Origin of the sequence: Micrococcus sp. GPGPB33 (assembly GCF_037853785.1) — a bacterium.
Taxonomy (GTDB): Bacteria; Actinomycetota; Actinomycetes; order Actinomycetales; family Micrococcaceae; genus Micrococcus; species Micrococcus luteus.
The window spans coordinates 277,672-304,416 of sequence record NZ_JAQMWO010000002.1; the positions used below are offsets into that span (position 1 = coordinate 277,672).

Sequence of the window (26,745 nt, forward strand, 5' to 3'; positions counted from 1 at the left end):
GCCGCCAGGGGCGAGGCGGCGGTCGGGCTGGCTGCCGGTGCGGCGGGGGCGCCGCCGGAGGGGCCGCGAGCGCGGGGGACGAGGTCAAGGTCCCGCCGGCGAGGACGGCGCCGGCCACGAGGGCGCCGATGCGGCGGCGGGTGCTGCGGGGTGTGGAGGACTGCACGGGATCTCCTGGGAGTTCGGGGCCACCGGGTGCGGGTGCCCGAGGGGCTCGGGCCGGGGTGACTGAGATCACGGTAAGGTCACGATTCCGTCACGACGAGGCCGCGGGCCGAAGTCTGGCGGATGGTCGAGGCATCTCTGGCGGATCCGCCAGCCGTACCTGGCGGATGGCCGCAGACCCGCACAGCGGCGCCCCAGCTTCGGCCCGCGCCGGACACGACGACGGCGCCGCGCCCTCCCGGCGGAGGTGCGCGGCGCCGTCGGGCCCGCGGTGGGGTGGAGCCCCCTGCCGGATTCGAACCGGCGACCTGCTGTTTACAAGGCAGCTGCTCTGGCCAGCTGAGCTAAGGAGGCCTGCGGCCGGCGCCCGGGGCGCCGCGGCCGGCCCTTCCAGCGTACAAGGCCCGGGCGGACGGCGCGGGGCGCCCCCTGCGTGGGGACGCCCCGCGGACCTCGGCGACGGGTCAGCCGGGTCAGCCGGGTCAGCCGGCGATCTTGGCGCCCGCCCAATCGGTGAAGGTCTTGTCCTCGCCGTCGAGGGCCCAGTTCTTCCCGTCCACGAACACGGTGGGGGTGCCGGCCACGCCGGCGACGCGCGCCTGGCGGGTGGTGTGCTCGACCGCGGAGCGGAACGTGCCGTCCTCGACGCAGGAGGCGATGTCCGCGCCGTGCTCCTGCGCGAGCTGCGTGATCGCCGCGTTGTCCAGGCCCTTGCCCTGGTGCTCGTCGTAGGTGGCGAACAGGGCGGCCACGAAGCCGTTGTAGGCCTCGGGCTTCTGGTCCGCCACGCAGTACGCGGCGTTGGCGGCGCGGGCCGAGTAGTTCTGGTTGTTCGGGGCGCTCAGGTAGTCCACCATCCGGTACTCGACCGTAACCTCGCCCTGCTCGAGCCACTGCTCGATCTGGTCCCCGTTGGTGGACTCGAAGTCCGCGCAGTGCACGCAGTTGAAGTCCGCGTAGAGCACGATCCGCGTCGGCTCGCCGTCCGCCCGGGGCTCGGTGTTCGGCAGGGTCTCGGGCTGAGAGCTCGCGGCCTGCTTCGGCACCTCGATCTTCGAGGGGTCGACCTCGCGTTCTCCCGCGCCCTCCGCCAGGGCCGTGGCCGAGGTCAACTCGATGCCGCCCTGCTCGTTCGCCACGGCGGGGATGGGGCCGGCGGCCGCGGCGTCGTCGCCGTTGCGGTTGAGCACGAACGCGACGACGAGGCCGATCACGAGCACCGCCGCGAGGACCGAGCCCCAGATGACGCCGGTGCGGCGGCGGCTGTCCTTCCTGCGCTGCTCCTCCTGGATCTGGCGGGCACGCGCACGAGCGTCCGTCGCCGAGGTGTGCGAGCCTGACGTGTTCCGGGCCAAGGGTCCTCCTCGTGGGGCAGTCGGTCCGGGTCGAGCACCGGAGCCGGCGGGCAGCGGGCGCGCCGCGCCAGGCGAGCATAGCGGCCCTGTCTGGAAGGATCGTGACCATGGACACCGTCGAGACCCCCTCCCCCGTCGATCGACTGACCATCACGGGCGCCCCGTCGGGGGACGCGACCGAGGACCCGGCGACGTCTCTGCTCGCCCTGCCCTGGGCGCTCCCCCTCGAGACGTGGCCGCGTGAGGTGCTGGCGGCCCTGCCACGCGGCATCTCCCGTCACGTGGTGCGCTTCGCCCGGATGGGCGGGGGCATCGTGGCGGTGAAGGAGACCACCGAAGAGCTCGCGTTCCACGAGTACCGGCTGCTGCGCCGGCTCGAGCGGAGCCCGGCGCCGTCGGTGGTGCCGGTGGCCGTGGTCACCGGACGCACGGAGGACGACGGCACGCCCCTGCCCGCCGCCCTCGTGACCAGGCACCTGCGCTTCTCCCTGCCGTACCGCGCCGTGTTCTCGGAGCGCCTCGAGCGCCGCACCCTCGTGCGCCTCATGGACGCACTGGCGACGCTGCTCGTGGAACTGCACCTCGAGGGGTTCTTCTGGGGTGACGTCTCCCTGTCCAACGTCCTGTTCCGGCGGGACGCGGGCGGGTTCGCCGCTCACCTGGTGGACGCCGAGACCGGCGAGCTGCGGGAGCGGCTGTCCAACGGCCAGCGCGAGCACGACCTGGACGTGGCCGCCGTGAACGTGGGCGGTGAGCTGCTGGACCTGCAGGCCAGCGGGCTGCTGGACCCGGAGGTGGACCCCGTCACCACGCCGGACCTGCTCGTGGCGTCCTACCGACGGCTGTGGGACGAGCTGACCGAGCCTCTGCTGTTCCCCCGCGCCGAGCCGTGGCGCCTGGACCGCCGCGTCCGCCGCCTGCAGGAGCTCGGGTTCGAGCTGGCCGAGTACTCACTGCGCGCCGCCGACGCTCCCGGGATGATGATCGCCCGGCCCGTCGAGATCCACGCGGGTTACCACCGCCGTCGGCTGACCCGCCTCACGGGACTCGAGGTCCAGGAGAACCAGGCCCGCCGGCTGCTCGTGGACATCGAGGCCGCCCGCCGGGAGTGGGACCCGTACATGGACATCGAGGCTGCGGCGCACCGCTGGGTGGTGGAGGTGTTCGACCCCGTGGTCCGCTCGGTGCCCCTTGAGCTGCGAGCCAAGCTCGAGCCCGCCGAGGTGATGCACCAGCTCCTCGAGCACCGCTGGTACCTCTCCGAGGCCCGCGGCCAGGCCGTGCCCCTGCAGGAGGCGGTGGACTCCTACGTGGACACGGTGCTGCGGGCCCGCCGCGACGAGGACGCGGTGGCACTGCACCCCACGACCACCATGCTGCGCGCCGTCCCGCCCGCGGACGCGGACTGAGCCCGGACGCGGCTCAGCGGCGCAGGAGCAGGAAGCCGGGGGCCGGGACCGCCGCCGGCACCGTGCCGGGGCCGAGCGGGCCGTCGTCGCCGTGGCCGGCGAGGAGCTCGGCCCGCGTCAGGTCCGCGGGCACGGGCAGCGGCTCCGCGCCGAGGGCGACGAGCAGGACGACGTCGGCGTCCTCGCCGGCGCGGGTGAGGCGCACGTGGCGCCGGGCCGCGTCCACCTCGGCCCGGACGCGGTCGCGGCGGGGGTCGGTGAGCTGGGGCAGCGTGCGGCGCAGGCCGATCAGGGTGCGGTAGGCGGCGAGCACGCGCGCTCCCCGACCGTGGCCGTCCGCGCCGCCCGCGGCCTCCGCCCAGTCCAGCACGGCCGCGTCCCGCGTGGCGGGGTCCTGCGGGTCGGGGACGTCGGCCGGGTCCCAGCCGTGGGCGGCGAACTCGCGGCGACGTCCCTGCCGGACGGCGTCCCCGAGCTCGGGCTCGCGGAACGAGGTGAAGAACGGCCACGGCGTCGAGGCCGCGAACTCCTCCCCCATGAAGAGCATCGGCACGTGCGGGCCGGTCAGCAGCAGGGCGGCCTCGGCCGCGAGCGCGCCCTCGGACAGGACGGCCGCTGTGCGGTCGCCGCCGGCGCGGTTGCCCACCTGATCATGGTTCTGGATGCTGGCCACCCACGCATGGTTGGGGATGGTGTCCGGCACGGGGCGCCCGTGGTCACGGCTGCGGAAGGTGGAGCGGGTGCCGTCGTGGAAGTAGGTGCGCTCCATGACCTTGGCCACCGCCTCCAGCGGGGCGAAGTCCGCGTAGTAGCCGTGGGTCTCCCCCGTGGCGGCCACGTGCAGGGCATGGTGGACGTCGTCGTTCCAGGCCGCGGCGAGGCCGAGCCCGCCGGCGTGGCGGGGCAACACCAGACGCGGGTCGTTGAGGTCGGACTCGGCCAGGAGGGGCACGGGTCGGCCGGCACGGGCCGCGATCCCGTCCGCGAGCGCGGCCATCTCCTCGAGCAGGTGCACGGCGCGGGCGTCCCGCAGGGCGTGCACCGCGTCGAGGCGCAGCCCGTCCACGCGCATCTCCTCGAGCCAGAAGCGGACGTTGTCCAGGACGAACCGGCGCACCTCGTCCGAGTCGGCGCCGTCCAGGTTCAGGCCGTCGCCCCAGCCGGTGCCGCCCTGACCCAGATACGGCCCGAACACCTGCAGGTAGTTGCCGGAGGGGCCCAGGTGGTTGTGCACGACGTCCTGGACCACGCCGAGGCCGGCGGCGTGGGCGGCGGCCACGAAGCGGCGGTAGGCGGCGGGGCCGCCGTAGGACTCGTCGACGGCGAACCACGCCACCCCGTCGTAGCCCCAGTTCCGCGGCCCGGAGAAGGAGTTCACGGGCAGCAGCTCGACGTGGGTGACCCCGAGGTCCGTCAGGTGCGGCAGGCGGGCGATGGCGGCGTCGAGGGTCCCCTCCGCCGTGAAGGTCCCCACGTGCAGCTCGTAGAGGACGGCGCCGCGCAGGCCGCCGCCCTGGGGCGCGGCCGGATCGGACTCCACCCCGGGCGGCCCGGCCCAGCCCTCGTCCGGCCACGCGAAGACGCGGCCGGCGACGTCGCGGCGGGAGGGCCCGTGGACCGTGTCGGGCTGGCGGCGGGAGCGGGGGTCCGGCACGGGGTCCGCCCCGTCCACGCGGTAGCCGTAGCCGGGGTCGGCCGGCGGCTGGGCGGCGTCGAGGCCGAGGGCGGCCAGCGGGTCCTCCGTGGGCGTCCACCAGCCTCCGGCGGCGGGGTCCATCGCCACGACGGCGGCGACGGGCCAGCGGTCCTCGGCGTCGTGCAGGGCGCCGGGCTCGGTGTCGACGAGGACGAGGTCGACGCTCTCGGCGTGCGGCGCCCACACGGCGTAGGGGATGGCGCGCGCGGCATCGACGGCGGCCCGCTCGGCCGCGGCGGGGTCCACGGGGTCGGAGCCGATCGGGTGCAGGCCCGGGGCGGGGGCGTCGGCCGGACGGGGCTCGGTCACGGGGCGGTCCTCTCTCGGCGGTCGGACGGGGCGTGCGCCGGGACGAGCAGCGCGACGGGCAGGGTGCTGAGCAGTTCGTCGAGGCGCACGGCGCCGCGCGCGTCCGGGTGGACGGGGTGGCCGGTGACGGCGTCCTCCCACCGCCCGGCCGGCACGGTCACGACGGTCTCGCCCCAGCCACCCGCGGCCGCGAGGCGGACGGGCCAGCGCGTGGCCACGGCGAGCGCCCCGCCCCGGTCGAACGCGATCGCGTGTTCGGCGGCGGGGCCGGAGACGTCGAGCGGGCGGTGGCCGGTGAACAGCTCGGGCCGGTCGCGGCGGGCGCGCAGCACGCCGGCCACGACGGCCAGCTTGGCGGCGGCGGGGTCGTCGAGGCCGGGCGTGTGGCCGGCGTCGAGGCGGTCCAGCAGGTCGGCCCGGGCCGCGAAGTCCACGGGGCGGCGGTTGTCCGGGTCCACGAGGGTGGGGAAGGGCACCTCCGTGCCCTGGTAGACGTCGGGGACGCCGGGGGCGGCGAGCTGGACGAGCTTGTGGCCGAGCTGGACCACGAGGCCGGGCTCGGCGATACGGTCCGCGACGGCCTGCAGCACGCCCCGCGCTGGCCCCTCGGGGGAGGTGACGGCGGCGGCGAGCGCGGCGAGCCGGGCCTCGAACTCGGGGTCCTGGTCCGTCCAGGTGGTGGCCAGGGCCGCCTCGCGGGAGGCCTTCTGCAGGAAGCCGAGGATCCGCTCCTCCTCCGGCGCGGTGCCGTCCGTGGGCCAGACGCCCACGATGGACTCCCAGAGCAGCCGCTCCGCGTCGGGGTGGCCGAGCGGGTGGAGGCGCCTCAGCTCCGCGAGCTCGGCGGCCCAGCGGTCGGGCTCCTCGGCGAGCACGGCGATGCGGGCGCGCACGTCCTCACCGCGCTTGGTGTCGTGGGTGCTCAGGGTGGTCATGGCCGTCGGCCAGGCGGCCTGGCGCGCCTGCTGGGCGGCGTGGAAGTCGGCCAGGGACAGGGCGACGTGGGAGGGGTCTCCGCCGACCTCGTTCAGATTGGCCCACCGCGTGTACCGGTAGAAGGACCGGTCCTCGACGCCCTTGGCCATCACCATGCCGGAGGTCTGCTGGAACCGGCGGGCCACGGGCGAGTCCGGGTCGGTCAGCTCGGGCCGCAGGTCACCGAGCACGTCGGCGAGGCCCGGCTCCGCCTCGGCCGCGTCCGCCAGCGCGCCCTCGAGCACGGCCAGGCCCACGGGCAGGTAGGTGCGGTACACGGGCAGGCGGGCGAGCACGGCGGCGAACGCGGCGGCCACGTCCTCGTCCGGGTGGGCGCCGAGGGCGTGCACGGCGCGGACCTCCCGGACCAGCCGGGCGGTCTCGGCCGCGAGGGAGCCGGTGGCCACGTCGTGCTTGGCCCGCACCACGGCCTCGCCCCACTCCCGACGACGGCGCGCGTCCTCGGCCGCATCGCCCGCGGCCTCGGGATGCATGAAGACGCGTTCGACCTCGCCGAGCGCGTCGTAGCCGGTGGTCCCGTCCACGGGCCAGTCAGCGGGCAGCGCCTCACCGGGCTCGAGGATCTTCTCCACCACGAGGTAGCCCTCCGGCAGGACGTGGGAGCGCAGGCGCCGCGCGTAGCCGGCCGGGTCCGCCAGGCCGTCCGGGTGGTCCACGCGCAGCCCGTCCACGAGCCCTTCGCGGACCCAGCGGGCGGGTTCGGCATGGACGACGTCGAAGACCTCGGGCTCCTCCACCCGGACGCCCGCGAGCGTGGTGACGGTGAAGAAGCGGCGGTAGTTCAGCTCGGCGTCGCCGCGGCGCCAGCCGACCAGCCGGTAGTGCTGGCGGTCGTGCACGGCGCGGGCCAGGCGGGCCTGCTCCGCGGTCGGCTCCTTCGCCGGGTCCGCCGACGCGAAGACCTCCGCGGTGCGCAGCCCGGTCTCCGTCTCGGCCGCCTCGAGCGATCCGGGGGCGAGGGGGTAGACGTTGTCCCAGTAGCGCAGACGGCCGCCCTCGGCGTCGACGACGAGACGGTCCAGTTCCGCGTCCGCGTCCCCGTCAGGGCCGTCTCCCAGCACGGGGATGAGCAGGGACCCGCCGCCGGCCGCCCAGTCCACGTCGAACCACGCCGCATGCGCCGCCTCGGGACCGTGGGTGAGCACGTCCCACCACGCCGGATTGGCCTGGGGCGTGGCCACGCCCACGTGGTTCGGCACGATGTCCACGAGCACGCCCATGCCCGCCTCGTGCGCGGCGCGCGCGACCATGTCCAGCCCCTCGGCCCCGCCGCGGGCGGCGTCCAGCCGGGTGGGGTCCACGACGTCGTACCCGTGGTCGGAGCCGGGCTCGGCCTCGAGCAGCGGCGAGAGGTAGAGCCAGTCCACGCCCAGGCGCCGCAGATAGGGCACGAGCCCGGCCACGGACTCCAGCGGCAGATCCGGGCTGACCTGGAGCCGGTAGGTGGACGCGGGGGCGGAACGGACGGTCGAGGTGCTCACGCGGCGACGCTAACAGAGGCCCCCGACGCGGCATCAGGCCCGACGGGCCGGGGCGGGAAGGTCACCGCGTCTCGACCGGACGGGCGAAGATGTCCTCCCCGACGACGGGCTCGCCCGAGGACTCCAGCAGGACCATCTCGTCGCGCAGCACGGTGCCGTCGGCCTGGGTCAGATCGGCCACGAAGCCGGGGCCGGACTGGCGGATGCGGTCCACCGCGGTGTAGCCGTACTTCGCCTCGAGGTTGCCGCGGAACGCGTCCAGACCCTGGACGTGCAGGACGGCGCCCGTCGCGCCGAGGGCGACGGCGGCCGCGAGCGCGACAGCCCCGACCCCGCGCTGGGTGCGGGTGTCCTCGAGGAGTCCGATCTCCGGGTTGCGGCCGTGGGTCGCGGCGAAGCGCCGGTGCCGCCGGGCACGCCACAGGCCGACGACCACGAGCGTGCCGCCGACCACGAGGGTCAGTGAGGCCAGCCAGTAGAGGATCCAGGGGGTCACGAGGTCGACGTTCGCAAAGTCCATGTCCCAGTGTGACACAGGCCTCACTCCGGCGGGAGGGCACGCGGCCGGTCGCGCCTCGTCAAGGCAGCGGCCGGCCCCGCGCCGCGGTCCACAGGCGGTGCCACTGCGCGGAGTCCATCGCCTCGGCCACGGAGGCCGCCTCGGCGCACGCGGCGACGCGCTCCGGGTCCTGGGTGCCGATCACGGGCCGCACGCCCCACGGCAGGCGCAGCAGCCAGGCGAGCACCACGGCCTCCCGGCTGACGCCCAGCTCCGCCGCGACCTCGCCGACGACGCCGGCCGCGCCGTCGTCGCCGGAGCTGAACCGACCCTGCCCCAGCGGACCCCAGGCCTGCAGCTCGATCCCCTCCGCGGCGCACACCGGGCCGAGGCGCCCGGCGTCGGCGTCCGCGGGGGCGTCCGGGTGGTTGGCGAGCACGACCGCCTCCACGAGGGTGCGGTGGTGCAGGCCGAGCTCGACCTGGACGCACGCCAGCCCGGTCCCGTCCGCCGCCTGGCTCTCGAGCTCGCGCTGGAACTCGAGGACGCGGCCCACGCCGAGGTTGGAGACGCCCAGCTTGCCGACCAGGCCCGCCTCCCGCGCGTCGAGGAAGGCGCGCACGGTGTCGGCCACGGGCGTGAGGACGTCGGGCCGGTGGATGATCAGGGTGTCCACGCGCTGCTCGCCGAGGCGGGACAGCGAGCCCTCCAGCGAGGCGCGCACGTGCTCGGGCGAGGAGTCGTAGCGGGTCAGACGCCGCCCGGCCGGGTCCGTCTCGTGCAGGACGATCCCGCACTTGGTCTGCACCTTCAGGGCGGAGCGCTCCTCGTAGGGCAGCTCGTGCAGCAGCCGGCCGACGGTCTCCTCGGAGCGGCCGGCCCCGTAGATGTCCGCGGTGTCCAGCAGGTCGACGCCGGCCTCGATCCCGGCGCGCAGGGCGCGGCGGGCACGCTCCACGGCCGCCTCGGCCTGCGCTGCGCCCGCGGGCCCCTCCGGCCCCGCCCCCGGATCGGCGTCCGGGGGCGGCGGGGGAACGGACCCCCAGGCCATGGTCCCGAGGACGATCGGGGTGGCCGGGGTCGGGTCGAGGTCGAGCGGCGGATGCGTGGAGGCTGTGCTCATGGCCTCACCGTCTCACGTCCGCCCGCCCCGGGTCCGGACCCGCCGCCCTGTGATGGGATGGGTCCATGAAGCTCGCCACGTTCCGCCAGCCCGACTCCGACGCCGCCTACCCCGGCGCCACGTTCGCCGCGGTCATCACCTCCGTGCACCCCGAGGACCCCGAGGTCGCCGTGCGCGCCGTCGCCCTGCCGGACTGTCGCGACGTCGGCGAGTACCTCACCGCCACGCCGGAGGAGCAGCGGGAGATGGTGGAGGGTGCCCTCCGCGCGGCGCAGGCCGACCGGTCCCTCCTGCTGGACACCTCCGGCCTCGTCTACGACACGCTCGTGCCCTTCCCCACCAAGGTGTTCTGCGTGGGCCTGAACTACACGAACCACATCGACGAGACGGGCCTGGATCGCCCCGAGCATCCGACGCTGTTCGCGAAGTTCCCGCAGTCCCTCACGGGTGCGCTGGACCCGATCGAGGTCCCCGAGGAGGACCACCGGGTCGACTACGAGGGCGAGCTGTGCATCGTGGTCGGGGAGCCGGGCCGACGCATCGCCGTCGAGGACGCCCCGGAGCACATCGCGGGCTACGCGGTGGCCAACGACATCTCCATGCGCGGCTTCCAGGGCCGCACCTCCGAGTGGCTGCAGGGCAAGGTGTGGGAGGCCTCGACGCCCGTGGGTCCGTGGCTGGTCACCCCGGAAGAGTTCCCGGCGGACGCGCGCGTCCTCACGCACGTCAACGGTGAGCTGCGTCAGGAGGACAGGGTCGCCGACGTCGTCTTCTCCCCCGCCGAGCTGGTCTCCTACGCCTCGCAGCTGATCACCCTGAACCCGGGTGACCTGATCCTGACCGGCACGCCCGCAGGGGTCGCCCTGGCCCGCCGGGACGCCGAGGGCCGCCGCCCGTGGCTGCGTCCCGACGACGTCGTCGAGGTGGAGATCACCGGGCTGGGACGCCAGCGCAATGAGCTCGTCTGAGGCGGCGCCGGCGGACGCCCTGCCCCGCGTCGTCGGCATCCTCGGTGCGGGGCGGGCGGGCACCGCGCTGGCACGTGCGATCGCGCGCATCCCCCGCCTCTCCCCGGGCACGGCCGCCCCGCGGGTGATGGTCGCGGGCACGCGGCGCCCCGCGGCGGTCCAGCGCCACCTGACGATCTACGCGCCCAAGGCCGTCGCCGTGTCGGCCGAGGACCTGGCGGCGGAGGCGGAGCTCGTCGTCGTGGCCGTGCCGCGCGAGGCGCTGGACGACGTCGACCCACTCGCCCTCGCCGGGCCGGCCACGCGCGCCGTGGTGGACCTGACCAACACGTGGGGGGACGAGCCGGTCCCGGCGTGGCTCGACGACGACGGCGCGCCCGGCTCCGTCCGGATCGCCGCGCGCTGGGCCGCCGCGGGGCTGTGCGTGCCCGTCGTGCGCGCGTTCTCGGAGATCTCGCACCACGACCTGGAGGATGCCGGGCGTGCCACGGCCCCGCGCCGCGCCCTCGCGGTGGGCACCGAGCGGACTGACGCGGCGCCCGAGCCGGCCGCGGTCGCCGCCGCGCGCGACACGGTGGTCGCCCTCGTCACCGCGATGGGCTTCGACGCGGTCCCCTACACGGGCCTCGACCGGGCCGGGGTCCTCGAGCCGGGGGCGGCGGGGTTCGGCACCGCGCACGACGCCGGCCGGCTCGCCGCGCTGCTCGCCGACGCGCCCACCGGCTGAGGCGCCACCCGCCCGGCGGTACCTAGGCTGGGCGGGACCGCCGACCCGTCCAGGAGGCCCCGTGACCCGTCCGCCGCACCGCATCGCCCGCCGCACGCTCACCGCGGTCGCCCTGTCCGCCGCCGCCCTCACCGGACCGGCGGCGTCCGCCACCGTCGTCGCCCTGCCGGTCACGGCGGGGGTGACGGGCGCCGTCGTCGCCGCCGCGCCGCAGGCCCACGCCGTGGCCTGGGACCAGGTGGAGCTCGTGGATGACGCGGGCGTGATCGACCCCGCCCAGCTGCGCCGAGACCTGGCGGGGATCGAGTTCCGGGAGCCGACCCGCGTCGCCGTGGTCACCGAGCGCGGCCCGGACCTGTCCGCGCTGGACGACGACCGCGCGTCTCAGGCGTTCAACGGGCGGGTGCTCGAGCGGGCTCGCGCCGAGTACCCGGACTGGATCAGCGCGGACGGCCAGAAATGGGCCGACGACCTCGTGATCGTGGCGCTCGACCCGGACAACCGGTTGATCGGGGTGTACGTGGGCCAGGACCGGATGCTCAGCACGGACCGGCTGCGGGAGGTGCGCGAGGCCGGACACGAGGCGGCCCGTGCGGCCCGGTGGACGGACACGGTCGTGGATGTGACGGACGCCGCCGCCGAGCTGATCGGGCGCCCCTGGTGGCAGGCTCCCGAACTGTGGTTCGGCGCGGGGATCGTCGGTGTGGCGGGCGGCGGCGCCGCGGCCGCGGCACTCGCGAGCCGACGGCGTCGCCGCCGCCGGACGGCCGACCTGCTGGCCGAGGCCCGCACCCACCTGACCTCCGTCACCCTGGAGATGGACGCCACCGAGGTGAACGCGTCCACGGTGCCCGAGGACTCGCCCCACGCGGCCGCGTTGATGGAGCGCTTCCGCAACTTCCGGCGCCAGACGCTCGACGCGTCGGCGGAGCTGGACCGCCTCGAGGCCCTGCCGGAGCGCAGCCTGCATCGCACGGAGCATGCCCGGGCCGCGGAGGACGTCCGGGACCGCGCCCGTGAGCTCGACCGCCTCGACGACGCCGTGGCCGCGGCGAACACCTTCCTCAACCGCCACCCGGGGTGGCCGGCGGCGTGGGACCAGCAGACCGCCCCGCTGCGGGCCGACCTGGACGCCGTCGGCACGCTGGCCTCCTCCGTCGGCTCCGCCGGACCCGTCCGGTCCGCGGTCGCCGCGCTGGAGTCCTTCCGCACCGAGGCCCAGGACCGGCTCGAGGCGCTGGGTGCGGACCTGCAGGACGAGCGCCTGACCCCGGCCGCGGCGTTGGACGAGCTGGACGCGCTGCGGCGTCGCCTGACCGGGCTCGTCTCCGCCCTCGCCGACGCCGAGGTGGCGGCCTTCGGCAAGGACGAGGCCGAGCGTGAGCTGCTGCGCGACGAGCTGCGCTCGCACCGTGGCCCGGCCCGGTCCGGGCGCGGCTCGATCCTGGACTCCGCGCTGCCGGCGGATGCCTACTGGACGGTGGTGGCCTTCACCACGGGCCACCAGGCCGGCGAGCGGTCCGTCCAGGACCACCGCCAGGCGCAGTCCAGCTCCTCCGGGACCGGCTACGGATCCTCGGGCGGCTCGTTCTCCGGGGCGGGCTCGTCCGGCCGATTCTGAGCCGGTCGGGGCCGGATCTGAGCCGGAAGCCCGTCCGGGCCGGGCACCCGGTCCGTGGCCCACCGCCCCGTTCTGCGAGACAGTGAAGGACCATGACCGCCGCTGACACCCCCGCACCCCGCCAGGACCCCCTCGCGTTCTTCCTCGACAAGGCCGTGCCCGAGGCGTGGCACGCGGTCGGACCGCTGGCCTCGGCCGCGCGCGGTGCCGCCGAGCAGGCCGGGCTGGACCGGCAGCTCGTGGAGCTTGTGAACCTCCGGGTCTCCCAGCTCAACGGCTGCGTGTTCTGCCTGGACCGGCACACCCGCCAGGGCGCCGACGCCGGTCTGAGCGTGCAGCGCCTGGGGCTGCTGCCGGCGTGGCGTGAGGCCGGGGCCGTGTACTCGGAGCAGGAGCGCGCCGCACTCGAGCTCGCCGAGGCGGTCACGGACCTCCCCGAGCAGGAGCAGCTGAACTACGTGCAGGCCTCCACGGCCGCCGCGCTCACGGACGCCCAGTCCGCGGCCGTGCAGTGGGTCGCGATGGTGATGAACCTGACGAACCGCATCTCGATCCTGTCTCACCACCCCGTGCGGCGCCGGGACGGCTGACCCCTTCCCCGCCGCCGGCCCGGCGGCGGGATCCACCCAGGAACGAGAGGACCGACCATGACCGAGCAGACCCCCAGCCTGGAGCACCCGCAGGTCCGCAAGAACGGGGAGAGGTACGAGATCGTCGTCGATGACGCGGGCACGGTGGCCGGCTTCACGGTGGCGATCGACGACGACACCGCCGACGGCCCGGCCCAGCGGATCTTCCCGCACACCAAGGTCGACCACCAGTACGAGGGCCGGGGCCTGGCCTCGACCCTCGTGCGCGAGGCGCTGAAGGACACCGTGGCCGCGGGCCGCCGGATCGTCCCCGTGTGCCCGTACGTGAAGGACTGGGTGGACGAACACGACGACGTGGCCGGCGAAGTGGACCCGGCGCGCCCCGAGCATCTGCAATTCCTGGAGTCCCGCCAGGACTGACGCCCCGCACCCGGTGAGCACCCGGAGACGAGAAGAGCCCCCGCCGATCCGGCGGGGGCTCTTTCTGGTCGGGGTGACAGGATTTGAACCTGCGGCCTCGTCGTCCCGAACGACGCGCGCTACCAAGCTGCGCCACACCCCGTTGGAGGTCTCAGACCTGAATCCAACAGAGAGCGACTATACCAGCCACGCCGGGTGCCGCCAAACCGAGATGCGGGGCAGAATCGCACGCGTGAGACCTCTGCGCACCCGACGAATCCGAGAGAGGCCGGCATGAGCTGGTGGCCGTTCCTGCGTTCCTCCGTGAGCCCCTCCCCCGACGACGACGGCGCCCCGGCCGCTGCCGAGCTCGAGGAGGCCGTGGCCGCCCTGCGACAGCTGTTGCGCGCGGAGCGGCACCGACTGCGCCCGGACAGCTGGGCCCTCGCGTGGGAGATGGTCGAGCACGCCGCCGAGTACGCGCCAGCCTGGACTCGCCTGCAGCGCACACGGCCCGTGGAGACCCAGGAGCTCGTGATCGCCCTCACCGGGCGCTTGGAGCCGCTGCTGCGCGACTTCCTCGCACTCCCCGACTCGGAGAAGCCGGCCCATGCCGACGCCGTGCACGCGCGCCTTCGGGAGCAGGGCACGGAGCACGGCCGGCTGCGCCGCCGACTCACCCGCGCGCTCACGGCACGACTGCGGGCCGGCGAGGAGCTCTGAGCGCCGCGGGGGGGGGAGGCACCCCGGAACGCAGAAAGCCCCGTGCAGATCGCACGGGGCCGCCCGGTGAATCCTCCCGGGAATGCGGGAAGGGCCTCGCACCCAACGGTGCGAGGCCCTCCCTCAAAGAATGTCCGGCGGCGACCTACTCTCCCACAACCTCCCGGCTGCAGTACCATCGGCGCTGTGGGCCTTAGCTTCCGGGTTCGGAATGGAACCGGGCGTTTCCCCCACGCTATGACCGCCGTAACCCTAACCCCACACCACCACCCTCAACACGGGCAACAGCAGGGAAACCTACGGGTCACACAACAGTGACACTATTCAACTCAAAACACCTCAACCACCCACCAACAAGCAGACAGCCGGTTGCAATCAGACAACCGCACAGTGGACGCGAACACCAACCCATCACCTTGAAGCAAGCAATAGGATAAGAGTGTGTGTAAGTCATCGGCCTATTAGTACTGGTCAGCTTCACGAGTCTTCAGTCCTCGCTTCCACATCCAGCCTATCAACCCAGTGTTCTAGCTGGGGGCCTCACACCCTCAAAGGGACAAGGAAATCTCATCTCGAAGCCGGCTTCCCGCTTAGATGCTTTCAGCGGTTATCCATCCCGAACGTAGCTAATCAGCCATGCACCTGGCGGTACAACTGACATACCAGAGGTTCGTCCGTCCCGGTCCTCTCGTACTAAGGACAGACCTTCTCAAATTTCCAACGCGCGCAGAGGATAGGGACCGAACTGTCTCACGACGTTCTGAACCCAGCTCGCGTACCGCTTTAATGGGCGAACAGCCCAACCCTTGGGACCTACTCCAGCCCCAGGATGCGACGAGCCGACATCGAGGTGCCAAACCATGCCGTCGATATGGACTCTTGGGCAAGATCAGCCTGTTATCCCCGAGGTACCTTTTATCCGTTGAGCGACGGCCGTTCCACAACGAGCCGCCGGATCACTAGTCCCGACTTTCGTCCCTGCTCGAGCTGCCACTCTCACAGTCAAGCTCCCTTGTGCACTTGCACTCGACACCTGATTGCCAACCAGGCTGAGGGAACCTTTGGGCGCCTCCGTTACATTTTGGGAGGCAACCGCCCCAGTTAAACTACCCATCAGGCACTGTCCCTGACCCGGATCACGGGCCGAAGTTAGATATCCAGAGTGACCAGAGTGGTATTTCAACGGCGACTCCACGAACACTGGCGTGCCCGCTTCACAGTCTCCCACCTATCCTACACAAGTCACACCGAATACCAATACCAAACTATAGTAAAGGTCACGGGGTCTTTCCGTCCTTCTGCGCGTAACGAGCATCTTTACTCGTAATGCAATTTCGCCGAGTTCATGGTTGAGACAGCGGGGAAGTCGTTACTCCATTCGTGCAGGTCGGAACTTACCCGACAAGGAATTTCGCTACCTTAGGATGGTTATAGTTACCACCGCCGTTTACTGGGGCTTAAGTTCTCCGCTTCGCCGAAGCTAACAGGTCCCCTTAACCTTCCAGCACCGGGCAGGAGTCAGTCCATATACATCGTCTTACGACTTCGCATGGACCTGTGTTTTTGATAAACAGTCGCTTCCCCCTGGTCTCTGCGGCCCCGATCCCCTCACACCAGCACGTGGTGCTCAAGGTTGGGGCCCCCCTTCTCCCGAAGTTACGGGGGCATTTTGCCGAGTTCCTTAACCATGATTCTCTCGATCGCCTTAGTATTCTCTACCTGACCACCTGTGTCGGTTTAGGGTACGGGCAGTTTGAACCTCGCGCCGATGCTTTTCTAGGCAGCATAGGATCACCGGATCACCCACCACGTGGGCGCCCATCAGGTCTCAGGCATACAGCCGGCGGATTTACCTACCGGCAGCCCTACACCCTTAGACCAGGTCATTTCCATTGCCCGGCCCGGCTACCTTCCTGCGTCACACCCGTTAATGCGCTTGCCTCCCCGGTTCAGGTCCCGCGCTCCCCACCACCGACCCCGTCAAAGACGGGGTTCGGGATGGTTCGGGCGGTTAGTATCACCGGCTCAACATGGACGGTTCTTCACTGGTACGGGAATATCAACCCGTTGTCCATCGACTACGCCTGTCGGCCTCGCCTTAGGTCCCGACTTACCCAGGGCAGATTAGCTTGACCCTGGAACCCTTAGTCATCCGGCGGACGGGTTTCTCACCCGTCTTTCGCTACTCATGCCTGCATTCTCACTCGTCCACAATCCACCAGAAGTTACCCGCTGGCTTCACCTCGTGAACGACGCTCCCCTACCCATCCAGCAAAACTGAATGCCACGGTTTCGGCGGTGTACTTGAGCCCCGCTACATTGTCGGCGCGGAATCACTTGACCAGTGAGCTATTACGCACTCTTTCAAGGGTGGCTGCTTCTAAGCCAACCTCCTGGTTGTCTCAGCAACTCCACATCCTTTCCCACTTAGCACACGCTTAGGGGCCTTAACCGGTGGTCTGGGCTGTTTCCCTCTCGACTATGAAGCTTATCCCCCACAGTCTCACTGCCACGCTCTCACTTCCCGGCATTCGGAGTTTGGCTGAAGTCAGTAACCTTGTAGGGCCCATCGTCCATCCAGTAGCTCTACCTCCGGGAAGAAACACGTGACGCTGCACCTAAATGCATTTCGGGGAGAACCAGCTATCACGGAGTTTGATTGGCCTTTCACCCCTACCCACAGCTCATCCCCTCCATTTTCAACTGAAGTGGGTTCGGTCCTCCACGCGCTCTTACACGCGCTTCAACCTGGCCATGGGTAGATCACTCCGCTTCGGGTCTAGGACACGCGACTCAATCGCCCTATTCAGACTCGCTTTCGCTACGGCTTCCCCACACGGGTTAACCTCGCCACGTATCACTAACTCGCAGGCTCATTCTTCAAAAGGCACGCTGTCACCCCACAAGGAGGCTCCAACGGTTTGTAGGCACTTGGTTTCAGGTACTATTTCACTCCCCTCCCGGGGTACTTTTCACCATTCCCTCACGGTACTGATCCGCTATCGGTCAACAGGTAGTATTCAGGCTTACCAGGTGGTCCTGGCAGATTCACACGGGATTCCTCGGGCCCCGTGCTACTCGGGCAACCCTCCAACAGCGGCGGAACACATTTCGACTACGGGACTCTCACCCTCTACGGTCCAGCATCCACACTGGTTCGTCTATATGCCCGCACCTCACTGCGCCATGCCGGCAGACATGACAAGGAGGGGCCCACAACACCGCACATGCAACCCCTGCCGGGTATCACACACATACGGTTTAGCCCCATCCGCGTTCGCTCGCCACTACTAACGGAATCACTTTTGTTTTCTCTTCCTGTGGGTACTGAGATGTTTCACTTCCCCACGTTCCCTCCACCCGGTCTATGTGTTCAACCGGGGGTCACACGACACGTCGTGCGGGGTTTCCCCATTCGGAAATCCTGGTCTCAACGTCCGGTTATCGACTCCACCAGGCTTATCGCAGATTCCCACGTCCTTCTTCGGCTCCTGTTGCCAAGGCATCCACCATGCGCCCTTGGAAACTTTCACACACAATGAAAGTCCTCAAATGAGCAATATCTAACTAAGATGTCATTCTCGGCATCACCACACCTCACACACCACCCCAGGGGGAACAGTGCGATCAACGATGCAGCAACAAAAAATAAGATGCTCGCGTCCACTATGCAGTTCTCAAACAACAACCCACACCCCATCCACCAACCCACAAGGCCAGCTTCACAAGATACGGAGACCAGAAACAACAACCCAACCCTCACAGATCAGGGTGCCTGCTGTTCCAGGACCCAACAGTGTGCCAACACCAGCTCGCAGCCACCAACACCACCCATTCCAACCACACCCTCACAGGCATGACGTACTCGAGCACTGCCGGCACCACCACTGGCACCATTCATTGATGTTCCACCCATGAGCAACCCGCCATCACACACGCGGTGATGCAACGGGCACTGATGCTCCTTAGAAAGGAGGTGATCCAGCCGCACCTTCCGGTACGGCTACCTTGTTACGACTTAGTCCCAATCGCTGGTCCCACCTTCGACGGCTCCCCCCACAAGGGTTAGGCCACCGGCTTCGGGTGTTACCAACTTTCGTGACTTGACGGGCGGTGTGTACAAGGCCCGGGAACGTATTCACCGCAGCGTTGCTGATCTGCGATTACTAGCGACTCCGACTTCATGGGGTCGAGTTGCAGACCCCAATCCGAACTGAGACCGGCTTTTGGGATTAGCTCCACCTCACAGTATCGCAACCCATTGTACCGGCCATTGTAGCATGCGTGAAGCCCAAGACATAAGGGGCATGATGATTTGACGTCGTCCTCACCTTCCTCCGAGTTGACCCCGGCAGTCTCCCATGAGTCCCCACCACGACGTGCTGGCAACATGGAACGAGGGTTGCGCTCGTTGCGGGACTTAACCCAACATCTCACGACACGAGCTGACGACAACCATGCACCACCTGTGAACCCGCCCCAAAGGGGAAACCGTATCTCTACGGCGATCGAGAACATGTCAAGCCTTGGTAAGGTTCTTCGCGTTGCATCGAATTAATCCGCATGCTCCGCCGCTTGTGCGGGCCCCCGTCAATTCCTTTGAGTTTTAGCCTTGCGGCCGTACTCCCCAGGCGGGGCACTTAATGCGTTAGCTGCGGCGCGGAAACCGTGGAATGGTCCCCACACCTAGTGCCCAACGTTTACGGCATGGACTACCAGGGTATCTAATCCTGTTCGCTCCCCATGCTTTCGCTCCTCAGCGTCAGTTACAGCCCAGAGACCTGCCTTCGCCATCGGTGTTCCTCCTGATATCTGCGCATTCCACCGCTACACCAGGAATTCCAGTCTCCCCTACTGCACTCTAGTCTGCCCGTACCCACCGCAGATCCGGGGTTAAGCCCCGGACTTTCACGACAGACGCGACAAACCGCCTACGAGCTCTTTACGCCCAATAATTCCGGATAACGCTCGCACCCTACGTATTACCGCGGCTGCTGGCACGTAGTTAGCCGGTGCTTCTTCTGCAGGTACCGTCACTTTCGCTTCTTCCCTACTGAAAGAGGTTTACAACCCGAAGGCCGTCATCCCTCACGCGGCGTCGCTGCATCAGGCTTGCGCCCATTGTGCAATATTCCCCACTGCTGCCTCCCGTAGGAGTCTGGGCCGTGTCTCAGTCCCAGTGTGGCCGGTCACCCTCTCAGGCCGGCTACCCGTCGTCGCCTTGGTGAGCCATTACCTCACCAACAAGCTGATAGGCCGCGAGTCCATCCAAAACCGATAAATCTTTCCAACACCCACCATGCGGTGGACGCTCCTATCCGGTATTAGACCCAGTTTCCCAGGCTTATCCCAGAGTTAAGGGCAGGTTACTCACGTGTTACTCACCCGTTCGCCACTAATCCACCCAGCAAGCTGGGCTTCATCGTTCGACTTGCATGTGTTAAGCACGCCGCCAGCGTTCATCCTGAGCCAGGATCAAACTCTCCGTAAAAAAATTACAGAACAACACCGTGGCAGCCGGAAATAACCACCACGACATCCATTCAATACCTGGCAGACCATCACCACACCACGGGGGTGGCAGGCGATGATCAACCAATATGTGTTAAAACAATTGGCATCAACAAACTTGGCACACTATTGAGTTCTCAAACAACAGGCGCTTCCAGCTTCAGCGACCCGCTCCGCGGGCCGTTTCGCTCTGGAGCAACTTCTCCATCCTAGACCATCCGTTTCGACCGTGTCAACTCCGTGTCCGAAGCATTCACCGTCCGTTCACATGGCCGGGCTAGAAAACCTTACCACGTGATCCGACCATGTCAACTCCGCTCAACGCGGTGTCAGACACTCACCGGACCATCCACGTGGAAGGCCTTGAAAAGCTTACCACATGATTCCCGGCTGTCAAACCAGATCATCTTCTTCAGGAATCCCGACCCGCATCACTGCCGGCCGCGCACCCGGTGAGCACCACCCGCCCTGGACCTGCCATTCTCGGCATGAATCCGCGGATTCTGTGTTCTTCACCCCGCCTCCCGGTCACCCGGTCGGCGTCTTGAGCACGAGATGGAACTCTACACACGAATCCCACCGAACACAAAATCAGGGGCGGCACCCGGCGTGCGGTCAAGGGTGGGCGGCCGGTTTCCGCCTGTTCTCGCGGATTCCTTCGGCCTGGCCCGCCCCGTTCGACGCTCCAGCGCCGTCACCCCCGGCCGTGACGTGCACCACTCCTCAGGGCGTGGCCGTCGTGTCCAGGGTCGGCTGGAGCCACAGGGTGGTCAGCGCCGGCACGTTCACCGTGACGCGGGCCGGCTGGCCCTGCCACTGGCCCTCGTGTGCCGCGATCACCTCGGACTGGCCGGTCTGCTCCCGCCAGCCGTCACCGTGGAAGTCGGTCGCATCGGTGTCCAGCACCACCGTCCACTCCCCCGCGGACGGCACCCCCACGCGCAGCCCCTGACGCGGCGACCCCGAGAGGTTGGTGATGCACAGCAGCGGGGCGCCGCCCGGTTCAGCGGCCGGGACCGCGGCGCCGTCGTCGTCGATCCGTGTCTCCGGCACCACCTGCGCCGCGGGCATGCGGAGGAACACGAGCGTGTTGCCGTCGGCGTCGCCGCCGTCCACCCACGAGAATCCCTCCGGGCTGTGGTCCAGCGACCACAGCGCCGGCTTGCTGCGGTAGAGCGCGTTGAGCTCCCGGATCGTCAGCTGGACCCCGCGGTGCGCCTCATCCCACGAGACGGGCCAGTCCAGGCCCTCGCCCTCGGACCACTCGCTCGGCTGCGCGTACTCCCCGCCCATGAACAGCAGCTGCTTGCCGGGGTGCGCCCACATGTACCCGTAGTAGGCGCGCAGGGTCGCCAGCTGCTGCCGTCGGTCGCCCGGGATGCGGCCCAGCAGGGAGCCCTTGCCGTGGACGACCTCATCGTGGGACAGCGGCAGCACGTAGTTCTCCGAGTAGGCGTACACCATGGAGAACGTCCACTGCTCGTGGTGCCACCGGCGGTTGACCGGGTCCTGGGACAGGTAGGCCAGGGTGTCGTGCATCCAGCCCATGTTCCACTTCTTGCCGAAGCCGAGACCGCCCGCGTCCACGGGAGCGCTCACCCCGGAGAAGGCCGTGGACTCCTCCGCGATCATGTGGACGCCGGGGTGCAGGCGGTACACGGTCGCGTTGACCTCGCGCAGGAAGTCGATGGCCTCGAGGTTGTGGTTGCCGCCGTGCACGTTGGGCTCCCACTGCCCGTCCTCGCGCGAGTAGTCCAGGTAGAGCATCGAGGCGACGGCGTCCACGCGCAGCCCGTCGATGTGGAACTCGCCGAGCCAGTAGAGCGCGTTGGCCACGAGGAAGTTGCGGACCTCGGTGCGGCCGAAGTCGAACACGAGGGTGCCCCAGTCGGGATGTTCGCCCCGCCGCGGGTCCGGGTGCTCGTACAGGGCGGTCCCGTCGAAGCGCGCGAGCGCCCACTCGTCCTTCGGGAAGTGCGCCGGCACCCAGTCCACGATGACGCCGATCCCCGCCCGGTGGAGCGCGTCCACCAGGTGCTTGAACTCGTCCGGGGAGCCGAACCGGGAGGTGGGGGCGTAGTAGCCGGTCACCTGGTAGCCCCAGGACCCGCCGAACGGATGCTCCGCGACCGGCAGGAACTCCACGTGCGTGAACCCGAGCCACTGCACGTACTCCACGAGCTGCTCGGCCAGCTCGCGGTAGTCCAGCCCGGGCCGCCACGAGCCCAGGTGCACCTCGTAGATGCTCAGCGGGCGCTCGTGCGGGTCCGTGAGACGGCGGCGCTCCATCCAGGTGCGGTCCCCGAAGGCGTAGTCGGACTCGAGCACACGCGAGGCCGTGGCCGGCGGGACCTCCGTCCAGCGGGCCATCGGGTCCGCCTTCTGCCGCCAGAGCCCGTCCCGGCCGAGGATCTCGAACTTGTAGCGGTCGCCGTGACCGACGCCAGGCACCAGCAGCTCCCACACGCCGGAGGAGCCGAGGGACCGCATGGCATGGGTCCGGCCGTCCCAGCCGTTGTGGTCGCCCACCACGCGCACGCCCCGCGCGTTCGGCGCCCAGACCGCGAAGGCCGTGCCGACGGCCTCGCCCGCGGAGGTGCGGACCACGCGGGCGCCCAGCACCTCCCACAGCCGTTCGTGCCGGCCCTCCCCGATCAGGTGCAGGTCCAGCTCGCCGAGCGTGGGCAGGTGCCGGTACGCGTCGTCCTGCTCCTGGACGGGGCCGGTCGTGCCGTCCTCGGTCTCGTACGCCACCTCGACGCGGTAGTCGCCCGCGGCAGCCCCGGCCACGCGGGGCGTCGGGGCCACGCCCGCGAACACGCCGTCGTGCTCGTGCGTCAGCTCCACCCGCTGCCCGTCGCCGGCGCGGACCACCGTGACCGTGCGCGCCAGCGGGCGCAGCACGCGGTAGGTGACCGCCGCGCCGTCGGGATGCGGGTGGGCGCCCAGCACGGTGTGCGGATCGTGGTGCCGGCCCTGCGCGACGGCGGCCAGCACCTCCGGGTCCACGGCGAGCGGGGCGACGGCGGGACGGGGGGCGGCGGACGGGGTCATGGCGATTCCTGTTCTGGGGACGGCGGGCGTCGGGAGCGGCTCAGCCGTTCCGGACGACCCGCAGGACATGGGCGGGCTCGACGTGGGGGTCCAGGCGGACGTACGGGGTGCGGCCCCACCGCCAGCGCTGGCCGGTGAGCAGGTCCTCCACCTCGACGGCCCCGGACGCGTCGCGGTCCTCGGGGCGCAGACGCAGCGCCTCGAGGTCCAGGTCCAGGGTCGCCTCGACGACGTCGTGCGGGTTCGTGGTGACGACGACGATCAGGGTGTCCTCCGCGGGACCGGCGTCGGTGACCGCCTCGGCGTCCCGGTGCGCACCCTCGGGCCGGGCCGAGCGCGTCTTCGAGAACACGAGCAGGTCAGGGTGCGTCGAGGCGTGCAGGGTCAGGTTCTGCAGGTCGCCCAGCGCCGGGTGCGCCGCGCGGATCTCATTGAGCCGGGTGAGGTACGGGGCGAGCGAGGCACCCGCGGCCTCCGCGCCCTCCCAGTCCCGGGGGCGGTACTCGTACTTCTCGTTGTCGATGTACTCCTCCGCGCCCGGCCGGGCCACGTGCTCGAACAGCTCGAACCCGGCGTAGACGCCCCACAGCGGGCTGGCCGTGGCGGCGACGACGGCGCGGATCCGGAACGCGCCCGGGCCGCCGTGCTGCAGGTACTCCGTGAGGATGTCCGGCGTGTTGACGAAGAGGTTGGGGCGATAGAACGCCGGCGTCTCGTGCGAGATCTCCTGGAGGTACTCCGCAAGCTCCTCGGCAGTGTTCCGCCAGGTGAAGTACCCGTAGGACTGCTGGAACCCGACCTTGCCCAGGGCGTGCATCATCGCGGGACGGGTGAAGGCCTCGGCGAGGAACACGACGCGCGGCTCCTCGGCGCGGACCTTCGCGATCAGCCACTCCCAGAACCACAGGGGCTTGGTGTGCGGGTTGTCCACGCGGAAGATGTGCACGCCGCGGGCCACCCAGCCCCGCACCACGTCCAGCACCGCCTGGGCGAGGCCGCCCGGGTCGTTGTCGAAGTTCAGCGGGTAGATGTCCTGGTACTTCTTCGGCGGGTTCTCCGCATACGCGATGGTGCCGTCCACGCGGGTGGTGAACCACTCCGGGTGCGCGGCGACCCACGGGTGGTCCGGGGAGCACTGCAGGGCCAGGTCCAGGGCCACTTCGAGGCCCTCGTCCGCGGCCGCGGCCACGAACGCCTCGAAGTCCTCGACGGTGCCCAGGTCCGGGTGCACGGCGTCGTGCCCGCCCTCGGGCCCACCGATCGCCCACGGCGAGCCCGGGGTCCTGCGGCCCGGCCGTCAGCGTGTTGTTCGGACCCTTGCGGTGCGTGGTGCCGATCGGGTGGATCGGCGGCAGGTAGACCACCTGGAAGCCCATCCGGGCGACCGCCGGGAGCCGGTCGGCCGCCGTCGCGAAGGTGCCAGAGGACCACGTGCCGGAGGCCTCGTCGAAGCGGGCGCCCTCGGAGCGGGGGAAGAACTCGTACCAGGCGCCGCGGCCGGCGAGCTCGCGCTGCACGTCCAGCGGGTAGAGCTCGGAGCTCGTGAGGTGCTCCCGCACGGGGCGGGCGTGGAGGACGGCGGACACCTCCGCCGACTCGGCGGAGGCCAGGCGCTGGGCCGGGATGAGCGACTCGTCCTCGAGGCCGCGAACGACCTCCTCGAACACGGCGCGGTCCTCGGCCGAGCGCTCCGCGTCCTCGGCGGCCCGGCGGAACAGGGCGGCGCCCTCGGCGAGCATCAGCTCCACGTCGACGCCGGCGGCGATCTTGACGGTGGCCGCGTGCTTCCACGTGCCCACCGGATCGTCCCAGCCCTCGACCACGAACTGGTGCAGGCCCGGCTCGGCGGGCCGCAGCGTGGCCACGACCTCGTCCAGGCCGGGCCGGCCCGGACGCATCTGCACGCGCTGCACCTCGGCGCCGGCCGGGTCGAACAGGCGGACGGTGGCGCGCACGGAGTCGTGGCCCTCGCGGAACACGGTCGCGCGGACGGGGATGTCCTCGCCGACCACGGCCTTCGCCGGGAACCGGCCGTCCAGCACAACGGGCTGCACGTCCGTCACCGGGATACGCCCCGTGACGGTCTGGAGGCGGACATCGGCTGCGGTGGCGCTCTGGGTGTCGGGCTTCACGGTGCTCACGCCACGACGCTACCCCGCGGCCGCGCCGGTGAGAACGGCCGGCCCGCCCGCCCGCCGTGGGGGGCGGAGGGGCGGGCCGGGGACGGGGCGCCGGACGGGACGCTCAGGACAGCATGGTCTTGTCGTCCACGACGGCGCCCTTGATCTTGCCGAACTCGGCCAGCAGGTCCGCCGGGGTGCGCCCGGCCTTCTCCTGCTCGTCCAGCTCGAGGATGATCCGGCCGTCGTGCATCATGATCAGCCGGTTGCCGACCTCGAGGGCCTGGGACATGTTGTGCGTGACCATCAGCGTGGTGAGCCGGTGCTCGGCCACCACCTGCCGGGTCAGGCGGGTCACCAGCTCCGCCCGGGACGGGTCCAGGGCGGCGGTGTGCTCGTCCAGCAGCAGGATCTTCGGTCCGGAGAACGTGGCCATGAGCAGGCTGAGCGCCTGACGCTGGCCACCGGAGAGCAGCCCGACCTTGGCGGTGAGGCGGTTCTCCAGGCCGAGTTCGAGCTTCGTGAGCTCGTCGCGGAACATCGCGCGCCGGGCGCGGGAGACGCCCCGCGAGAGCCCGCGGGCGTGCCCGCGTCGCCAGGCCAGGGCCATGTTCTCCTCGATCGTGAGATTCGGGGCCGTGCCCGCCGTCGGGTCCTGGAACACCCGGCCGATCGAGGCCGCGCGGCGGTGGTCCGGCATGCGGGTGACGTCCTTGCCGCCCACGGCCACGGTGCCGGTGTCCGGGAGCAGCTTGCCGGCGATCGTGTTCAGGATCGTGGACTTGCCGGCGCCGTTGGAGCCGATCACGGTGACGAAGTCGCCCTCGGCCAGGTGCAGGTCGATGCCCTGCAGGGCGCGCCGCTCGTTGACGGTGTTCGGGAAGAAGGTCTTGGAGACCTGTGAGATCTCAAGCACGGGGGGCCTCCTCGGAGACGGATGCGGCGGGGGTGGCGCCGCCCGGCTCGCCAGTCAGGGGCATGCCGGCGGTGGCCGGAGCGGCGGCGGCCGGCGCCGGGGTCGCGGCCGTGCCCCGCGTGCGCAGGCTCAGGCGCCTGGCGAAGCCGAAGCGCGGCAGCAGCAGGGCCACGACGACGAGGGCCGCGGAGATCAGCTTCATGTCGTTCGGGCTCAGGCCCGCGTTGAGGGCGAACTGGATGATCAGGCGGTAGAGCACGGCGCCGACGATCACGGCGAGCGTCGCCCAGAAGACCGTGCGCTGGCCGAACACGGCCTGGCCCACGATCACGGACGCCAGGCCCACGAGGATGAGGCCGATGCCCATGGAGATGTCCGCGAAGCCCTGGTACATGGCCAGCAGGGAGCCGCCGAGGGCCACGAGGCCGTTGGAGATCATCAGGCCGAGGATCTTCATCCGGTCCGTGGAGACGCCGTACGAGCGGATCATCTCCTCGTTGTCACCGGTCGCCTGCAGGGCGAGGCCCAGGTCCGTGTGCAGGAACCAGTCGAGGATCAGCTTCACCACGAACACACCGAGGAAGAGCACGAGGATCGAGCCCCAGTTCCGGGCCAGTCCCAGGTCGCCGAGCCACGTGAACAGGGTGTCCTGGCCGAGCAGGGGGATGTTGGCCTTGCCCATGATCCGCAGGTTGATCGAGTAGAGCGCGATCATCGTGAGGATGCCGGCGAGCAGGCCGTCGATCCGGCCCTTCGTGTGCAGCAGGCCGGTGACGAGGCCCGCGAGCGCGCCCGCCACGAAGGCGGCGAGCATGGCCAGGGGCACCGGCGTGCCGCCCGTGATGAGCACGGCGGCCGTGGCGGCGCCGGTGGTGAACGAGCCGTCCACCGTGAGGTCGGGGAAGTCGAGGATGCGGAAGGTCAGGTACACGCCGAGCGCGACGACGGCGTAGATCAGACCCAGTTCCACTGCGGTCAGCATGGGGCGGGTGCCTTTCGGGCGGTGCGAGGGGGGGACGGACGACGGCGGGACGGGGTGGGCCGGCCGTCGACGTGCTCCGCGGCGGCCCGGACCACGAGGTC

Annotated in this window: 15 protein-coding genes, 2 tRNA genes, 3 rRNA genes and 1 pseudogene; 7 read left to right on the forward strand and 14 right to left on the reverse strand. The window is 70.4% G+C overall.

The features are described from left to right. Positions 1-442: 442 nt before the first annotated feature. A tRNA-Thr gene (locus POD19_RS01345) sits at positions 443-519 on the reverse strand. Positions 520-647: 128 nt separating this feature from the next. Further along, positions 648-1,520 carry a DsbA family protein gene (locus POD19_RS01350; protein ID WP_100058880.1) on the reverse strand — a complete coding sequence of 291 codons (873 nt, stop codon included), beginning with the start codon at positions 1,518-1,520 and terminating at the stop codon, positions 648-650. A gap of 107 nt (positions 1,521-1,627) precedes the next feature. Between POD19_RS01350 and POD19_RS01355 the strand changes: the two genes are divergently transcribed. Then, positions 1,628-2,929, forward strand: a complete 1,302-nt coding sequence (locus POD19_RS01355) for a DUF4032 domain-containing protein (RefSeq protein WP_100058879.1) — start codon at positions 1,628-1,630, stop codon at positions 2,927-2,929. Positions 2,930-2,942: 13 nt separating this feature from the next. Here POD19_RS01355 and treZ read toward each other — a convergent pair whose 3' ends face one another. The 4 genes from treZ to POD19_RS01375 all read right to left on the reverse strand — a co-directional run bounded on the left by treZ (position 2,943) and on the right by POD19_RS01375 (position 9,033). Continuing rightward, positions 2,943-4,934 (reverse strand): malto-oligosyltrehalose trehalohydrolase, encoded by a 1,992-nt coding sequence (gene treZ, locus POD19_RS01360; protein WP_136940011.1) that lies wholly within the window; start codon positions 4,932-4,934, stop codon positions 2,943-2,945. Beyond that, the gene (gene treY / locus POD19_RS01365; RefSeq protein WP_136940012.1) at positions 4,931-7,411 is read right to left on the reverse strand and encodes a malto-oligosyltrehalose synthase; all 2,481 of its coding nucleotides are present in this window, start codon (positions 7,409-7,411) and stop codon (positions 4,931-4,933) included. Before treY ends, treZ begins: the two co-directional genes overlap by 4 nt. A 61-nt stretch (positions 7,412-7,472) precedes the next feature. Then, a complete protein-coding gene (locus POD19_RS01370) occupies positions 7,473-7,931 on the reverse strand; it encodes a hypothetical protein (RefSeq protein ID WP_020625726.1) in 459 nt (152 codons plus the stop codon). A 58-nt stretch (positions 7,932-7,989) separates the two neighbouring features. Next, the gene (locus POD19_RS01375) at positions 7,990-9,033 is read right to left on the reverse strand and encodes an aldo/keto reductase (RefSeq protein ID WP_020625725.1); all 1,044 of its coding nucleotides are present in this window, start codon (positions 9,031-9,033) and stop codon (positions 7,990-7,992) included. A gap of 65 nt (positions 9,034-9,098) precedes the next feature. On the opposite strand from POD19_RS01375, the gene POD19_RS01380 reads away from it, so the two are divergent. From POD19_RS01380 to POD19_RS01400, 5 genes are all read left to right on the forward strand, one after another. Continuing rightward, positions 9,099-10,001 carry a fumarylacetoacetate hydrolase family protein gene (locus POD19_RS01380; RefSeq protein ID WP_020625724.1) on the forward strand — a complete coding sequence of 301 codons (903 nt, stop codon included), beginning with the start codon at positions 9,099-9,101 and terminating at the stop codon, positions 9,999-10,001. Further along, complete coding sequence (locus POD19_RS01385; RefSeq protein WP_020625723.1) at positions 9,988-10,728, forward strand: NADPH-dependent F420 reductase; 741 nt, start codon at positions 9,988-9,990, stop codon at positions 10,726-10,728. The genes POD19_RS01380 and POD19_RS01385 overlap by 14 nt, the downstream gene beginning before the upstream one ends. A gap of 61 nt (positions 10,729-10,789) precedes the next feature. Further along, positions 10,790-12,349, forward strand: coding sequence for a DUF5129 domain-containing protein (locus tag POD19_RS01390; protein WP_020625722.1), 1,560 nt, complete (start codon positions 10,790-10,792; stop codon positions 12,347-12,349). A 92-nt stretch (positions 12,350-12,441) separates the two neighbouring features. Next, the gene (locus POD19_RS01395) at positions 12,442-12,939 is read left to right on the forward strand and encodes a carboxymuconolactone decarboxylase family protein (RefSeq protein ID WP_144818760.1); all 498 of its coding nucleotides are present in this window, start codon (positions 12,442-12,444) and stop codon (positions 12,937-12,939) included. 57 nt (positions 12,940-12,996) lie between these two features. Beyond that, a complete protein-coding gene (locus POD19_RS01400; RefSeq protein WP_070709497.1) occupies positions 12,997-13,359 on the forward strand; it encodes a GNAT family N-acetyltransferase in 363 nt (120 codons plus the stop codon). A gap of 65 nt (positions 13,360-13,424) precedes the next feature. Here POD19_RS01400 and POD19_RS01405 read toward each other — a convergent pair. Continuing rightward, positions 13,425-13,501: transfer RNA gene (locus POD19_RS01405), tRNA-Pro, on the reverse strand. A gap of 131 nt (positions 13,502-13,632) precedes the next feature. Here POD19_RS01405 and POD19_RS01410 point away from each other — a divergent pair. Further along, positions 13,633-14,061, forward strand: a complete 429-nt coding sequence (locus POD19_RS01410; protein WP_144818759.1) for a hypothetical protein — start codon at positions 13,633-13,635, stop codon at positions 14,059-14,061. A gap of 132 nt (positions 14,062-14,193) precedes the next feature. Here POD19_RS01410 and rrf read toward each other — a convergent pair. From rrf to POD19_RS01445, 7 genes and pseudogenes are all read right to left on the reverse strand, one after another. Beyond that, positions 14,194-14,310 (reverse strand): 5S ribosomal RNA (rrf, locus tag POD19_RS01415). Positions 14,311-14,502: 192 nt separating this feature from the next. Then, positions 14,503-17,594, reverse strand: a 23S ribosomal RNA gene (locus POD19_RS01420). 436 nt (positions 17,595-18,030) lie between these two features. Next, a 16S ribosomal RNA gene (locus tag POD19_RS01425) occupies positions 18,031-19,552 on the reverse strand. The 16S, 23S and 5S rRNA genes sit together here, the layout of an rRNA operon. Positions 19,553-20,295: 743 nt before the next feature. Continuing rightward, positions 20,296-22,626, reverse strand: a complete 2,331-nt coding sequence (glgB, locus tag POD19_RS01430; protein ID WP_445299758.1) for a 1,4-alpha-glucan branching protein GlgB — start codon at positions 22,624-22,626, stop codon at positions 20,296-20,298. Positions 22,627-22,666: 40 nt separating this feature from the next. Next, positions 22,667-24,767 (reverse strand): annotated as a pseudogene (locus POD19_RS01435) (alpha-1,4-glucan--maltose-1-phosphate maltosyltransferase). Between the two features lie 103 nt (positions 24,768-24,870). Then, positions 24,871-25,662: an ABC transporter ATP-binding protein gene (locus POD19_RS01440; protein ID WP_036382449.1), complete on the reverse strand. Its 792-nt coding sequence runs from the start codon at positions 25,660-25,662 to the stop codon at positions 24,871-24,873. Continuing rightward, positions 25,655-26,644 carry an ABC transporter permease gene (locus POD19_RS01445; protein ID WP_036382447.1) on the reverse strand — a complete coding sequence of 330 codons (990 nt, stop codon included), beginning with the start codon at positions 26,642-26,644 and terminating at the stop codon, positions 25,655-25,657. Before POD19_RS01445 ends, POD19_RS01440 begins: the two co-directional genes overlap by 8 nt. Between the last annotated feature and the right edge of the window lie 101 nt (positions 26,645-26,745).